We start from the raw sequence: 14,822 nt of genomic DNA, 5'->3' as shown, positions 1-14,822 counted from the left end.
CATCCCCCTTAAGAGGGGGATGACTATTGTTGAGTATTTATTCTGTATATTTGGCCAATTCTTTTGTCAGCTTCATAAAAGCTTCTTTGTCTTTTCGGTCAAGCGCCAAGTCAATTTCTTTTCGCAACTGCTCTTCGCGTCTTTTTTGCAGGAGTCCGTTCAGGAAAAGGTCAGTGTACCACTCAAGCGCTTGTGCTTCTTTTTGTTGCTGTGTCATCGTATACTCTTTCAACAGTTCCTGATAAGATTTCTTCCTTTCCATCGATGATCACCTCGGAACCTTTTTTTAATTATACACGGTTAATGGGCAAAATACAACTAATCTATGAAAATTTTCAGATGTTTTTTAAGAATAAATCTGTTGCTTATTATGAATGAGAGAATTTTCATTATTTAATATAATTTGGAATTTATGTGACATTTTTGTGCGCGTATGTTATGATTTATATGAATAATGATGAAGTTTGTTGAAAGGGGAAGAGCTATGGCGAAAAAGGACATCGTTTTTGTTGAGGATTATGAAATTAACCCGTACACGATGATGATTAAGCCCGCAACGAACAATGATCCTCAAATTCTCTCGGAAATTTTTGAAATGAATGGTCGTTACTTATCTTCAGACCCGCCCTTTAATATCGTAAAGAGAAGCTGTGAATATTTTGGATCTTCTTTCAATGGAAGACGACACGGGACACGGCAGCTCATAGGAATTACCCACAAGCCACCGATTATTGTAGACCCCTACACATCCATCTTTCTTTTTCCTACCGCATCACCTACAAGCTCCCATTGTATATGGATTTCTCACGATTATGTTACCTCACATAAAAGAAACGGGTCAGATGCGACGATCGTTACATTCCAAAACAATGAAATCCATGAACTTCCGATTTCATTTTATTCGTTTGAAAACCAGTTATCGCGGACGGCCATGCTAAGAATTAAATTTATGCAAAATATGAAGCGGATGGAGAAGTTTGCCAAGCTGATACATAATCAGGTTTCAGAGCAGAGAGGATTTTATTGGACTTAATTTAGAAGGAACATGTTCATGTCTCCTTCTTTTTTGGTGTTGGCTCCGTTTCGGGGCTACGCGCTTGTGATTTGGTCCGGCTGCCGCTGCCCAAATAATCAGTGAGCAGTTCTTCGACCCTGTTTCGCAGACGGGGATTAAAGTAATTATGGTGTTCCTCGTAGCCTTTGTAAAAAAACATGTACATCGTAAAAGCATTGTCTGATTTTATTTTCTTGACACGGATATTGTTTTTTTGCAAATGGTGTTTTACTGCTGCAAGCTCCTTCTGAATGATGTTCATTGTTTTTTGAATCAATTCCTGATAAGGTTTTTTTAGTTTGAAGGGACTTTTTTCTATCATGCGCAAGTCACGGCGCAATACGGAAAGAACCATTGGCAAGTAGATCGCCTGCTCAATTACATCCCGTTCATTGTCAGGAATCCTTGTCATTTTTCATTCTCCTTTCCTTAAAGAAGGGAACATTTGTTCTCATTTTACTAAGAGGCATTCGAAATAGCAAGATGAAATTGCTGGTAAGGAAGGCAATTCTTGCATGGAGGAAGAAGAATAGATCAGAGGCATGCGGCTATGTTATAATTTAAAAACAAACAAGGCCGTGCTCCCGGTTGTGAATAGAGGAATATTGATGGATCTGGATTTTTTCAAAGAATGGATAACGATTGAAAATGTGATGGAATTAATCGAAAAGTACCGCTCTTTCGGTCCGCTCCCCGGTATTTTATTGCCATTCCTAGAGGCGTTTTTCCCGTTTTTGCCGTTGTTTTTGTTTGTGATGGCAAACGCCAATGCTTTCGGACTTGGCTGGGGGTTTCTGTTTTCCTGGATTGGCTCTGCGAGCGGGGCTTATTTTGTGTTCTTGCTCATACGAAGATTTGGCGAAGCGCGGGTGTTCAACTTTCTGCGCAGGAATGAAAAAGTTCGGAGCTTGATGGCTTGGGTGGAAAGGCGCGGCTTTGGTCCGTTATTTATTCTACTCTGTTTTCCGTTTACACCATCAGCTGTCGTAAATATTGTGGCAGGTCTTTCGAAAATAGGCATATATCAATACATGCTTGCTGTGTTAACCGGGAAAGCCGTCATGATTTTTACAATGAGCTTTATTGGATATGACGTCATCTCTTTAGTAAAACAGCCCGTCAGAACGGGAATTGTTTGTTTGATCATCGCCATCCTGTGGTATGCTGGAAAACGGGTCGAAGAAAAGCTGAAAGAAAAGGATAAGACACGTCTGCACGATTAAGAAAAGTGTACAAGCCTTCTTTTTGCGTCGCGCAGATTTTCAAATAAACAAAAGGCTTTGGCGTCGCGCATTTAAAAAACGTACGCATGATCTGGAAAATGGATGGCAATAAAGATGTGAACGTTGAACTGCACCCCAATCAAATATTGGAGGTGCTTTTCTCATGTTGCATGTAATTAATCGAAAAGAAATGAGAGACATATGTATCACTTTGGGGGAGAAAGCGCTCGCAAAACTCACCGTACACTTTATCGTTTAAATGGAACATGCTTGATGAAAGGAACAGAGGAGAGATCGTCCATCACAGAAACAGCAGCGGTCATTACCATTCTACTTTCCAAGGTTGAAAAAAGGAGCACACACAAGTATAACGTCTAAGTAATAACGGAAACCGACCACTAGCTATGATAGATCATGCCCGCTCCCGGGAGAGGCGAAGAAAACGGTCACCATCCATGACAGCTCCGTCCTCCCTATAGAGTAAATCGCAAAAGTGGTCATCAAACCCGGTTGATCATGCCCGCTCCCAGGAATGAGGCGAGTAAATTGGTCAACTGGCCCGATGTGATTTTGACACCGGTGGGAATGGTCTTGTGCGATTTGACCGTACTTATTGAAATGATCGCATTTTTTGTGTGCAGGCCGGTGACTTTCCCACTTTTCTTGCGGAATGTATGTTCGTATTTGTTGGGCGTTATATGTTATAATAAAAGGAAATTTTTCGGTTTCATGGGGAAAAAGTGAATAAAGGGGTTGGAAATATGTCGCTTCGTTTTATTATCGGCCGTTCGGGGACAGGAAAAACGACATTCATTCTAAACGAAATCAGAGAGAAGTTAAAAGAACTTCCTGACGGTCCCCCCATTTTATACATAGTTCCGGAGCAAATGACGTTTTTATCTGAATATGAATTGGTGCAAACGCCGGGACTCGCCGGAACGATCCGGGCCCAAGTATACAGTTTCACCCGGCTTGCTTGGCGGATTTTTCAGGAAACAGGCGGGTCAAGCAGAAATCATGTGACAAGTGCCGGGCTGAATATGTTGATCAGAAAAATTGTGGAAGACCATAAGAATGAGTTGAAGTTGTTCCGACAGGCATCCGATAAATCGGGCTTTGTCCAGCAATTGGAACAGATGTTCACTGAACTGAAACATTATTGTGTGGCGCCTGATGACCTGGCTAAACAGAAGGAGGAAATGGCGTTTCTTCATTCTACACGGGCATTGGCTGATAAACTCCATGACATTGAATTGATTTACCGGCTTTTTGAAAAAGGACTGGAAGGAAAGTATTTGGATTCCAATGATAGCTTGCGCTTGTTGTCAGAACTGATTGACCGGTCTCAATATCTGCAGAATGCCGAAATTTATATTGACGGTTTTCACAATTTTACGCCCCAGGAATATTTGGTGATCAATCGCCTTTTGAAAAAATGCAGCAGGGTGACGGTGGCGCTTATACTGGATCGGCCCTTTCAACATGAGCTGCCTGATGAACTTCATCTATTTAGAATGACTGGCGAAACGTATGCTCACTTATATGAGATGGCGCAGCAAGAAGACGTTCCGGTTGAACAAGATATCCAGCTTTTGCATGCGAAAAAATTCAAGTCTGCAAACCTGCGCCATTTAGAAGCCCAATTTGAAAGCAGGCCGGTGAGTGCTTCAAAGGAGGAAGGCGGTATACAATTGATGGCAGCCGCCAATCGCCGGGCGGAAATGGAAGGCATTGCAAGAGAAATTCGCCGGCTGGTGATGGAGGAAGGATACCGTTATAAAGATATCGCTGTTTTAATCCGGAATGGAAATGATTATCGGTCGGCTTTGGAGACCATTTTTCATGACTACGACATACCGTTTTTTATTGATCAAAAGCGTTCAATGCTCAATCATCCGCTCGTAGAGTTGCTTCGCTCTGTTTTGGAGGTCATCAATGGAAACTGGCGATACGAGCCGGTATTTCGGGCTGTCAAAACAGACCTGCTTTTTCCGCTTGGAGAACATATTGAGACGTTCCGGGAGCAAATGGACAGGCTGGAAAATTACGTTCTTGCTTATGGGAAGAAAGGGGAAGACTGGACAAAGAACGAACGATGGACGTACAGCCGGTTTCGCGGGTTGGAGTCTGCCCAATTCGTACAGACTGATAAAGAAAAGGAAATAGAGAGGGAGATCGCCCGTTCAAGGGAGCTCGTTACACTTCCCATTGTAAGGCTGTCTAGGCGACTTAAAAAAGCTGTAAAGGGACGGGATTTATGCGAAGCTGTCTATTTATTTCTGGAAGAACTGGAAGTTCCGCAAAAATTGGAGCAGCTCAGTGAGAATGCCGAGAAGAAAGGCCGGTTAATTGAATCAAGGGAGCATGATCAGGCGTGGAATGCCATCATTGAGTTATTGGACCAGTTTGTGGAGATTTTGGGGGATTTGAGCATCTCATTGGATAAATTTATTTCCATTATTGACTCCGGATTGGAAGAAATGAAGTTTTCTCTTATTCCGCCGGCCGTAGATCAAGTTTTTGTTGCCAATTTGGAATTATCGAGGTTGTCTCATATTAAAACGGCATTTGTAGCCGGTTTAAACGACGGCGTTTTGCCGGCAAGGATGATAGATGGGGGAGTGTTGTCTGACGAAGACCGGACTGCATTATTGCAAGCAGGCGTGCCTATTGCTCCGGACAGCAGAAGGCGGCTGCTGAATGAGGAGTTTGTGGCTTATCGGTCATTTACTGCAGCCGAAAAGCAACTCATCCTGTCCTATCCATTGGCAGATGATGAAGGGAAAGCCCTTCAGCCTTCTCCATTTATTGAACGGATCAGGACAATGTTTCCCCATGCAACTGAAAGCATGGTTGTAAACGAACCGGCCGAATTGTTTGAAGACAACCAACTTGAATATATTTCCCATCCAGACTCTGCCATTGCGTATTTGACCGGGCAGCTGCAATTGAAAAAAAGAAAATATCCAATGGCTGACTTTTGGTGGGATGTTTACAATTTTTATATGGCCGACCCCACTTGGAAAAATAAGGCAAGACGCATATTGTCAAGTTTATATTACGATAACAGAACGAAGAAACTTTCAGAAGACACGAGTAAAAAATTATACGGAGACAAAATGGTCGCCAGCGTTTCGCGAATGGAACTTTTTCACAGTTGCCCTTTTTCCCACTTTGTCTCACACGGGTTAAAGTTGCAGGAGAGAGAGATTTATCGGCTGGAAGCTCCTCATATCGGCGACTTGTTCCATAGCGCATTGAAATGGATTGCCGACCAAATCAATCAACATCGGTTGAAATGGTCCGAGCTGACAAAGGAACAGTGTGCCCAGCTTGCAAAAGAAGCTGTCGAACATCTGGCTCCAAAATTAAACAATCAAATATTGTTAAGCTCGAACCGGCATTCTTATCTTAAAAGAAAATTGGAAAAAGTAATTGAAAGAGCTTCCTATGTCATGAGCGGACATGCCAAAAAGAGCGGGTTCTCGCCTGTCGGTTTTGAGCTTTCTTTTGGCCCGAACCAGGCTCTGCCGCCTTTGGCGTTCACCTTGAAAGACGGAACCCGGATGGAGCTGCAAGGACGCATTGACCGTGTAGACAAAGCCGAAAATGAAAATGGTATTTATGTACGGGTGATCGATTACAAATCAAGCGCCCGCCAGCTTGACTTAACGGAAGTGTATTACGGATTGTCTGTTCAAATGTTGACATATTTGGACATTGTCGTTACCCACTCAAAAGCATTAATCGGTCAAGAGGGATTCCCTGCAGGGGTATTTTATTTCCATTTGCATAACCCAATGATTGAAAGTAATAAAGCAATGACAATGGAAGCCATTGAAGGAGAAATTCACAAGAAATTTAAAATGGATGGACTCGTTCTGAAAGATCCCGACATCATCCGCCTCATGGACAACACGCTGAAATCGGGCAGTTCCCACATTATTTCCGCAGGTTTGAAAACGGACGGAACCCTAAGGGCAAACTCTAAAGCAGCCAGCAAGGAAGATTTCCACAAACTACGGAACCATGTCCGCAGCCTTTATAAAAAGTCGGGGAATGCTATTTTGTCAGGATATGTTGACATCAGTCCCTATCAATTCGCGAACAAAACACCTTGCCAATTTTGTGTTTATAAGCCTGTTTGTCAATTCGACCAGGCCTTGGCTGCAAACCAATTTCGACTCATTCAAAAAGAAAAGCGGGAGCAAGTTATTGCGCGCATTCGGGAAGAAGGTGAAGAAATATGAAAACATTCATTCCGGCAAAACCGGAGCAGGCCTCGTGGACAAATGATCAGTGGAAAGCGATTTTTGCCAAGGACCAGGATATATTGGTGGCGGCGGCGGCGGGTTCTGGAAAAACGGCTGTTCTCGTAGAAAGGATTATCCAAAGAATATTGGCGGAAAAAGATCCGCTCAATGTGGATCAATTACTCGTCGTGACTTTCACAAACGCTTCGGCGGCGGAGATGAGATCCAGAATCGGAGAAGCACTCTCCCGGGCAATCAACGATCGCCCCGAGTCCAATCATCTTCGCAAGCAATTGGGATTATTGAACAAAGCGTCGATTTCCACTCTCCACTCTTTTTGTCTGGAGGTAATCAGAAAGTTTTATTATATGGTGGACATCGACCCGCAATTTCGCATTGGCGATGACACAGAGATGGTGCTTCTTCAAGATGAAGTGATGGATGAATTGTTTGAAGAAGAGTACGGGAAAATAGATAATGACGCTTTTTTTAGGCTAGTGGATACTTTTACAAGTGACCGAAGTGATGAAGAACTGCAAACCCTTGTGTTAAAGTTATACGAATTTTCCCGGTCTCATCCGTTTCCAAATCAATGGCTTGATGAGCTTGTCAGTAAGTATGATGTTACAGAAAACACTCGTGTGGATGACCTGGAATTTGGAAAGCTCCTCCTAGCCGATATCAGGCTTCAGCTTTCAGGTGCAAAAGGACTGTTAGAGGAAGCATATGAAATGACCAAGTGGCCGGGAGGGCCGGCTCCCCGCGCTGTCAATTATGAAGACGATTTGGAGATCATTCGCCAAATGGAAAGAGCCGCCGATACTGGATTTGATGCGCTCTATGAAATGATGAATAATTGGAGTTTTTCACGCGCCAAACCATGTCGAGGGGATGAATACGATCCTGAATTAATGAAAAGAGCCGCTGATTTACGGGATAAGGCAAAAGAAATCCTGAATAAAATGACAGCTGAACTCTTTTCAAGGTCCCCTGAAAATTTTATTCGGGACATGCGCGAGATGCGGCCTGTTTATGCGACTTTAGTAAAAGTTGTAAAAGCTTTTGCTTGCCGGTTTGAACAAATCAAAAGAGACAAAGGGCTTGTCGATTTCTCGGATTTGGAGCATTTGGCACTTGCTATTTTAGTGGATCAGGAAAAAGGCCAGGTCAGCCCTTCGGAGGTGGCTCGCGGTTACCGTCATCAATTTAAAGAAGTGCTAATTGATGAGTATCAAGATATTAATATGGTGCAAGAGACCATCTTACAGCTCATTTCACAAGATGAAGAATATAACGGCAATCTGTTCATGGTTGGTGATGTGAAACAATCCATCTACCGATTCCGTTTGGCGGAACCCAATTTGTTCTTGGCAAAGTATAGCCGCTTTTCTTCCAATGGAGAAAACAGCGGCCTCCGCATCGATTTATCCCGGAATTTCCGCAGCCGGGCTGAAGTGCTGGAAGGAACAAATTATTTGTTCAAGCAAATTATGGGGGTTCAAGTGGGTGAAATCGAATATAACGCTGACGCGGAATTGGTGAAGGGGGCAGGATATCCCGAAGATGAACCGTATCCTGTGGAAGTGGCCATCATTGATCTGGCGGATGAAAGTTCCGGGAAAAGCAAAGATGCAGAAGCGGAAATAATGGAGGAAGAACTTGAAAAGTCGCAACTGGAAGCCCGCTTTTTGGCAGGTAAGATCAGGAAGATCATCGACGAAAAAAAACCTGTCTATGATGTGAAAAAAGGCGTCTCCCGCCCAGCACAATATAAAGATATTGTTATTTTGTTGCGTTCGTTGACCTGGGCCCAGGATATGGTCGATGAATTGAGGCATGCGGGCATTCCCGTTTATGCTGATCTGTCGGAAGGCTATTTTGACGCGACTGAAGTGACCATCATGCTGTCGTTGTTAAAAGTGATTGATAATCCGGAACAGGATATACCGCTGGCTGCGGTTCTGCGGTCGCCGCTTGTCGGTTTGGATGAAGAAGAGCTTGCCCGAATCCGGCTGGCAGCCCGGCAGGGGAGTTACTTTGCAGCCGTTAAACAGTATGTGAACACCCCTGAGGAAGATGGACAAGAAGAAACGAGGGAAAAAGCCCGGGGCTTTTTGGAAGGTTTGTATGAATGGAGAACCCTTGCCAGAAGCGGGCCGCTCCCGGATCTCATTTGGCAGTTGTATCGTGATACAGGCTTTTATGAATTCGTTGGCGGCCTCCCGGGAGGAAAACAGCGGCAGGCGAATTTGCGTGCGCTTTATGACCGAGCTTCCCAATATGAAGAAACTTCCTTCAGGGGGTTATTCCGGTTCCTTCGCTTTATCGACAGAATGCGTGACCGAGGCAAAGATTTGGGCGTGGCCCGGGCATTGGGGGAGCAGGAAGATGTCGTGCGGATTATGACGATTCACTCCAGCAAGGGGTTGGAGTTTCCCATCGTATTCGTCTCGGGACTCGGGCGCGAATTCCATACAAAGGATTTGCATCGTCCCTTTTTAATTGACAAAGATTACGGATTTGCAAGCAAATATATCCACCCGGAAAAACGGATTTCCTATCCATCCCTGCCCCAGTTGGCTTTAAAGAGAAAAAAGAGGCTGGAATTGGTGGCCGAAGAAATGCGGGTTCTTTATGTGGCGCTCACAAGGGCCAAGGAGAAACTGTTTCTTGTCGGTACGGTGAAAAATGCGGAAAAAGAAGTGTTAAAATGGCAAAAATCCTTCATCAGTGGGGAATGGCTATTAAAAGATTTTGACAGAGCGAATGCGAAGGCCTACTTGGACTGGATTGGGCCGGCTTTGCTACGGCATCGCCATTGCCATATTTCCGAAAGTATTTGGTCGGAAGGCCTCATAGCGGAACACCCTTCCCGCTGGCACATCGATATCGTTTCAAAAATGGATATCAAACCGGTAGCGGAAGATGAAGCAAGTGACAGCGATGAATGGCTGCAACACGTAAAAGCAGGTGAGCCATTTCCTGTTGAATCTTCATGTAAGCATCTTGTCTTTACACGACTTAGCTGGACATATTCGCATCAAATGGCCACAAATAAAATGTCGAAGCAATCCGTTTCCGAGTTAAAAAGAATGGTTGAATTGCAGGATGAGACAAGCGGGTATGAGTTTGCAGGAAAGCGTCAAAACACTCTTTTGTTTCATAAGCCCAAGTTTTTGGAGCAAAAAGTGTTGTCGCCTGCTGAACGGGGAACCATCATGCATACCGTCATGCAGCATATTCCCTTGACAGAAGCTCCGACACTGCTGTCTATTGAACATTTGCTCGATGAGCTTATTCAAAGAGAAATTCTTACAGGAGAGCAGGCTGATGCGGTTTCCGGTGAACAGATTGTCCAATTTTTCGAAACCGAATTAGGAAAAAGGCTCCTGGGAGCATCAGGTGTTTCAAGAGAAGTTCCTTTTACAATGGGGATTCCGGCGCGGGACATTTATCCGGCATGGGACGGGGAAGATGAACTGGTGATTGTGCAAGGTGTGATGGACTGTATCATCGAAGAAAAAGACGGAGTCGTTTTACTTGATTATAAAACCGATTCTATCACGGGCCGATTCCCGGGAGGATTCCCTCAGGCCAAAGAGCGATTGAAGAACAGATATCAAATGCAAGTTCGCTTATATGAACGGGCCATTAAGGAAATTTTAAAAAAGAAAGTCAAGGAAGCCTATTTATATTTCTTCGATGGTGGATTTACCATCAAACTATAAAACGGGACTGGGACATAAGTTGAAAGCTGATTCATATTCGTAAAAATCGTGAGAATAAAACCGCGTGAAATCAAGGGGTAACCACCCCGTTTTTAAACTTGATTCCACGCGGTTTATTCCTTTTTACAGGGTTCTGTCCCTGCCCCGTTTTTTTTCGTGAATCTAGCAAATCAGTTATTGCCTACCGTGGGCTGGTCAACGAGGTTCGTATCAAGCGTATTGCTGGAACTTAAACCGTTATTTGTTACGATTAATCCTCCGGTACTGTTCGAGCCCGAGCCGGCATATGATTTTGAACTGCTTTTTGGTGAAATGACAGCAGTATCGCCAAATTGAACAATTCCTCCGGAAACGTTAAAAATTTGGACGGGTCCCAGAATAGCAGGCATTGTGCATCTCCTTATCCATTTTTAAATCCTCGGATTGATTTGCCGAATATGTTTAACCCTTGCTTCCATTGCAATATGGTTTGTACTTCCTATATGCAGGACGGCAGCGTTGGAAGCAGCGATGACATGAACATTTCCTACTCGAATGTTCGGACTATCATGTATTTTATGTCTGATGGGGAATGATTCGTAAATTGGCGGAAGGGGAATGGGTTTGTTAAAAGCGGAGAAAGAGCGCAAATCTCCTTCATTGGCATAAAAAAGCTGTCTCCTCCTTTGGACCGCCAAGGCGTTCGCATTCGCCCCCAGATGAACCGAATCCCCAATTTCCAATATGGAACCAAAGATGAGATTTTTAATATCAAGATATTGAACGATAGAGTTCCTTGTTCCGATCATTTTGGAAATACTCCAGTTTCTCTGGTGAGGGGAACGAAAGGACCGATGATCAATGATTCAGGGGGCGTATCAAAAACAGAGCCCAATTGAATCGTATTAGCGTCCCCAACCAACAGCAATGAGGCGGCGCTCACCCCGATGACTCGAATTTGGCCGACGGATAATTCCCGGTTTACGACATTAAGTTCCATGGGGGTTCACCCCTCCCTGGTTATTCGGCATTTCCGCGATAAAACGATGTACCGCCTTGTTAATATCGGCAACGACCGTTTGATATACTTTATGATATAATTCTTCTTCTGTTCCTTCGTTATTTGGCTGCGAACTAAAATAGTTCAAATAATGATCCGCTCGTCTCTCAATTTGTTTTCGGACATCCTCTTTGATCATTTGAATAAAAGAAGGATCAAGTTGAACTCCTGCCTGTGTTTGGGAATCCAAAACATGTTGTTCTAGTTCTTCGTCAATATAATGGTTCAGCTTGCTGATCGTATCGCGATAAATCTCTTTGTTCCGGAAAAAAGTTTGCGTCTGGGGAAACGTTCCGTTCGGAATGGATAACTCATCGACGGCATCAAGGCTACTTGGTGAAAGGCCGATATTTAAAGTTCCTTCCAACGTTTCAACCTTCAATTGGTCGAATTTATACTCAAGCCTTTCGACGGTCATGGGCGGTTTTTCCCCCAATCGTTTGACTTCCGCCGATAAATGTTGTATGTCGCTTTTCAGTTGTGCGATGGCCTTTTGCTGTTGGTTGATACAGCCGTACAATTGCTGAATATAGTAGTTGACGTTCATATTCCTCCACCACGCTTTATTTTGGTATCAGGCAAATTACAAAGGAATCAAGCTTACTTGCTCCTCGACCAGCTCAGGAATGGCAGGAGGGGCCGGCTCTTCGAATCCTCCTGTATTAAATAAATAAGATGCGGGCTTAATGATTCCTGAAGTTCCGATTTGCAATACTGAAGAGTTTGTAATCCCGCCAATTTTTAGCGTATTAATATGAATGTTTTGTTGAACATTAATGATCATTTCGGCCTCCTGTTCTTGATGGTATAATATGGGAATCTGTCTCGTGACTGTCTTTCTTTGCGACTAGTGCTTCTTTCATCTTTTTGCGGAGTATCCGATTTTGTACTTTACAAAACAGTCGCCTGCTTTTTTATAAGTTAAACAATATTCCTTGGTCAAGGCCGTCGACATCATAAGTGTTTGTAGAAGAATAATTATTTTTGACCGTGATCCCTTCACCGGTGTTAAATGAACCTGCTCCAGAAAATGTTTTGGCATAGGCAATCGGATGGATTTGAAACACGTCTCCAATGTTGACGACGCCTCCTGTACTAACACTAATTACTTGAACGGCACCAACAAATCCAGGCAAATCCGTTCACATCCTTCCGTTGCTTCTATATATCATTATTGTATTTTATGAGTAACTGGGTAATTTGTGATTCAATTGCCCAGGCCTACTTTGTAAAGCTTTTATGTCATAAGCACAGTTTTTTAGACAAACATGGGCGAAGATGGTATAAACAAAAGCAGGGGAATATATTGCCGTCTTTTTTTACAATAAGGGGGGTGTTATATATTCAAACATTTAGAAAGGAGTTATGGCGATGAATGACATACCGCCTGTTGTCCAAACGGAACGAATCCAAACACTCGATGTTTTGCGCGGATTTTCCCTCTTTGGAATTATTCTTGTGAATATGATCGGATTTCATTCTCCTTACGGGTATTACAATCCGTACGAGTGGTGGAAATATGACGACCTCACAACACATACTTGGATAGATGTACTTGTACAAGGAACCTTTTACCCGATCTTCGCCTTGCTTTTTGGATATGGCATGGTCATGATTCGAAGAAAAGCTTTGGCAAATGGAAATACTTTTTGGAAAATTGGTGTCAAGCGGCTGCTGGTTCTTCTGGCATTCGGCGTCATCCACGCCTTTTTCATATGGCACGGAGACATATTGATTACATACGCACTGATAGGGTTTTTATTGCTTTTGTTTTTAAGAATTCCCGGTCCCTTCCTGATTGGTTTGGGCATGGCTTTGTATTTGTTGCCTCAGTTGTTTTTAACAGCACTTTTTCTCATACTCCATTTGTCTAATGGGGTTTCATTGGCGGATTATACGAATATCGTCGCTTTGCAAACTTCGCAGGAAGCTTATACAAATGGAAGCTACATGGAAGTGACTGCCCAGCGTATATCTGATTGGAAAACAATCAATCTGTCGGCTGGCTTTACTTTATACATATTTTTAATTTTACCAATGATGTTGATAGGCGCTGGAGCTGCCAAGTTGAAGTGGATTGAAAAGTCGAAGGAATATTGGCGAATGTGGCTTGTTATTTTCTTGATTGCGTTGCCGATAGGGATAGCCATAAAGCTTCTCCCGCTGATTGTGGAACCTTCACTCAGTTTTCAATACATTCAGGACGCATTGGGAGGACCGATTTTGGGATTTGCCTATGCAGCCGGTCTCATTCTGCTCATGAATGCCCGCATGGCCGGCAAGCTGTTGAAGCCGTTTTCGACAATAGGGCGTATGTCTCTTTCGATGTATTTAATGCAATCGCTTATCGGAACGCTTATCTTTTATCCTTATGGCTTAGGGTTGTATGGTGATATTTCGTTAACAACTGGAACATGGCTTGCCGTTTGTATATATGTTATTCAGGTCGTTTTGGCCGGGTTATGGCTGGCAAAATTCCAAAGGGGTCCGGCAGAAATGCTATGGCGGAGCTTGACGTATGGAAAGAATATGAAAAGAAGAGGTGGAACGAATGAAGTTAATGAGCTTTGAGTGGAATGGCACGCCAACATATGGCGTAGTTCACGAAAACGGCAATCGCGTTTGGGATGTGCCGGCACTTGCGAAAGCCAAAAATCAGGAAGTCCCTGATTCCATTTTCGCAGGAATTCAAGAGAGCGGCCCCTTTTATGCCACCCTTGAAGAGTTGGTTCAATGGGGAGTGGAAAATGGAAAAAATGAATATCAATTGCCTTTGGAAGATGTCAAGTGGCTTCCACCCATTCCAAAGCCCTGGAAAAACATCATGTGTGTGGGAAAAAACTATCGAGATCATGCGATAGAAATGGGGAGCGAAGCAGATATACCAAAGCATATGATTGTGTTTACGAAAGCTCCTACGACAGTGATTGGCCATAAAGATAGCATCGAAGCCCATGAAGAATTGACGAATGAACTGGATTATGAAGGCGAACTGGCGGTAGTCATTGGCAAACAGGGGAGAAATATAGCTGAAGCAGATGCGCTTGATTATGTATTTGGCTATACAATCGTGAATGATATTACGGCTCGGGATCTTCAAGTAAGGCATAAGCAATACTTCCTGGGGAAAAGTCTTGACTCTTCCTGCCCAATGGGACCGTGGATTGTCCATCATTCGGAAATCAAAAATCCCAACGGATTAAATATCCAGACGAGGGTTAACGGAGAAATCCGCCAGAATTCCAATACAGAACATTTTATCTTCCCTATTGAGGAAATCATTGCAACTCTTTCACAAGGCATGACACTGGAACCCGGCGATATCATTGCGACAGGAACGCCGTCGGGGGTAGGAAAAGGCTTTAAGCCGCCCCGTTTATTAAGCAAAGGGGATGAAGTCGAGATTTATGTTGAAGGAATTGGAAAATTAAACAATACTGTGAACTAAAGGCTTGACAATATTTTGCCGAACCCTTGTATGCTAAGATGGTGAGAGGATAGATACCAAAAAATGAGGCAAGTTTG

14 protein-coding genes are annotated in these 14,822 nt (G+C 43.6%); 6 read left to right on the top strand and 8 right to left on the bottom strand.

Annotated elements, in window-relative coordinates:
• Window positions 1-37: 37 nt before the first annotated feature.
• Window positions 38-262, bottom strand: a complete 225-nt coding sequence (locus NST31_RS02995) for an IDEAL domain-containing protein (RefSeq protein WP_077112338.1) — start codon at window positions 260-262, stop codon at window positions 38-40.
• Window positions 263-484: 222 nt separating this feature from the next.
• Here NST31_RS02995 and NST31_RS02990 point away from each other — a divergent pair, with 222 nt between their 5' ends.
• Entirely contained in the window at window positions 485-1,033 is a 549-nt protein-coding gene (locus tag NST31_RS02990) for a competence protein ComK (protein WP_077112340.1), read from the top strand.
• Between the two features lie 16 nt (window positions 1,034-1,049).
• On the opposite strand, the gene NST31_RS02985 is transcribed toward NST31_RS02990, so the two are convergent.
• Entirely contained in the window at window positions 1,050-1,466 is a 417-nt protein-coding gene (locus NST31_RS02985; protein ID WP_077112342.1) for a hypothetical protein, read from the bottom strand.
• A 196-nt stretch (window positions 1,467-1,662) separates the two neighbouring features.
• Between NST31_RS02985 and NST31_RS02980 the strand changes: the two genes are divergently transcribed.
• The 3 genes from NST31_RS02980 to addA all read left to right on the top strand — a co-directional run bounded on the left by NST31_RS02980 (window position 1,663) and on the right by addA (window position 10,258).
• On the top strand, window positions 1,663-2,277 hold the full coding sequence (locus tag NST31_RS02980) for a TVP38/TMEM64 family protein (RefSeq protein WP_077112423.1): 615 nt from the start codon (window positions 1,663-1,665) through the stop codon (window positions 2,275-2,277).
• A 761-nt stretch (window positions 2,278-3,038) separates the two neighbouring features.
• Entirely contained in the window at window positions 3,039-6,527 is a 3,489-nt protein-coding gene (addB, locus tag NST31_RS02975) for a helicase-exonuclease AddAB subunit AddB (protein ID WP_339163805.1), read from the top strand.
• A complete protein-coding gene (addA, locus tag NST31_RS02970; RefSeq protein WP_339163802.1) occupies window positions 6,524-10,258 on the top strand; it encodes a helicase-exonuclease AddAB subunit AddA in 3,735 nt (1,244 codons plus the stop codon). The genes addB and addA overlap by 4 nt, the downstream gene beginning before the upstream one ends.
• Window positions 10,259-10,428: 170 nt before the next feature.
• On the opposite strand, the gene NST31_RS02965 is transcribed toward addA, so the two are convergent.
• The 6 genes from NST31_RS02965 to NST31_RS02940 form a co-directional block, all read right to left on the bottom strand.
• Entirely contained in the window at window positions 10,429-10,647 is a 219-nt protein-coding gene (locus NST31_RS02965) for a spore germination protein (RefSeq protein ID WP_339163799.1), read from the bottom strand.
• A 21-nt stretch (window positions 10,648-10,668) separates the two neighbouring features.
• Window positions 10,669-11,046 carry a spore germination protein GerPE gene (locus tag NST31_RS02960; RefSeq protein ID WP_339163796.1) on the bottom strand — a complete coding sequence of 126 codons (378 nt, stop codon included), beginning with the start codon at window positions 11,044-11,046 and terminating at the stop codon, window positions 10,669-10,671.
• Window positions 11,043-11,237 (bottom strand): spore gernimation protein GerPD, encoded by a 195-nt coding sequence (locus NST31_RS02955; RefSeq protein ID WP_339163793.1) that lies wholly within the window; start codon window positions 11,235-11,237, stop codon window positions 11,043-11,045. Before NST31_RS02955 ends, NST31_RS02960 begins: the two co-directional genes overlap by 4 nt.
• Window positions 11,227-11,844 (bottom strand): spore germination protein GerPC, encoded by a 618-nt coding sequence (gerPC, locus tag NST31_RS02950; protein ID WP_339163790.1) that lies wholly within the window; start codon window positions 11,842-11,844, stop codon window positions 11,227-11,229. The genes NST31_RS02955 and gerPC overlap by 11 nt, the downstream gene beginning before the upstream one ends.
• Window positions 11,845-11,880: 36 nt before the next feature.
• Entirely contained in the window at window positions 11,881-12,081 is a 201-nt protein-coding gene (locus NST31_RS02945; protein ID WP_077112356.1) for a spore germination protein GerPB, read from the bottom strand.
• Window positions 12,082-12,211: 130 nt separating this feature from the next.
• The gene (locus tag NST31_RS02940) at window positions 12,212-12,433 is read right to left on the bottom strand and encodes a spore germination protein (RefSeq protein WP_077112358.1); all 222 of its coding nucleotides are present in this window, start codon (window positions 12,431-12,433) and stop codon (window positions 12,212-12,214) included.
• Window positions 12,434-12,668: 235 nt separating this feature from the next.
• Between NST31_RS02940 and NST31_RS02935 the strand changes: the two genes are divergently transcribed.
• Together NST31_RS02935 and NST31_RS02930 are read left to right on the top strand one after the other, a co-directional pair.
• The gene (locus tag NST31_RS02935; protein WP_339163789.1) at window positions 12,669-13,868 is read left to right on the top strand and encodes a DUF418 domain-containing protein; all 1,200 of its coding nucleotides are present in this window, start codon (window positions 12,669-12,671) and stop codon (window positions 13,866-13,868) included.
• Window positions 13,849-14,745, top strand: a complete 897-nt coding sequence (locus NST31_RS02930; RefSeq protein ID WP_077112362.1) for a fumarylacetoacetate hydrolase family protein — start codon at window positions 13,849-13,851, stop codon at window positions 14,743-14,745. Before NST31_RS02935 ends, NST31_RS02930 begins: the two co-directional genes overlap by 20 nt.
• The last annotated feature ends 77 nt before the right edge of the window (window positions 14,746-14,822 follow it).

It is taken from the genome of Siminovitchia sp. FSL W7-1587 (assembly GCF_037963795.1).
Taxonomy (GTDB): domain Bacteria; phylum Bacillota; class Bacilli; order Bacillales; family Bacillaceae_C; genus Siminovitchia; species Siminovitchia thermophila.
This window is presented reverse-complemented; position numbering and strand designations above follow the sequence as displayed.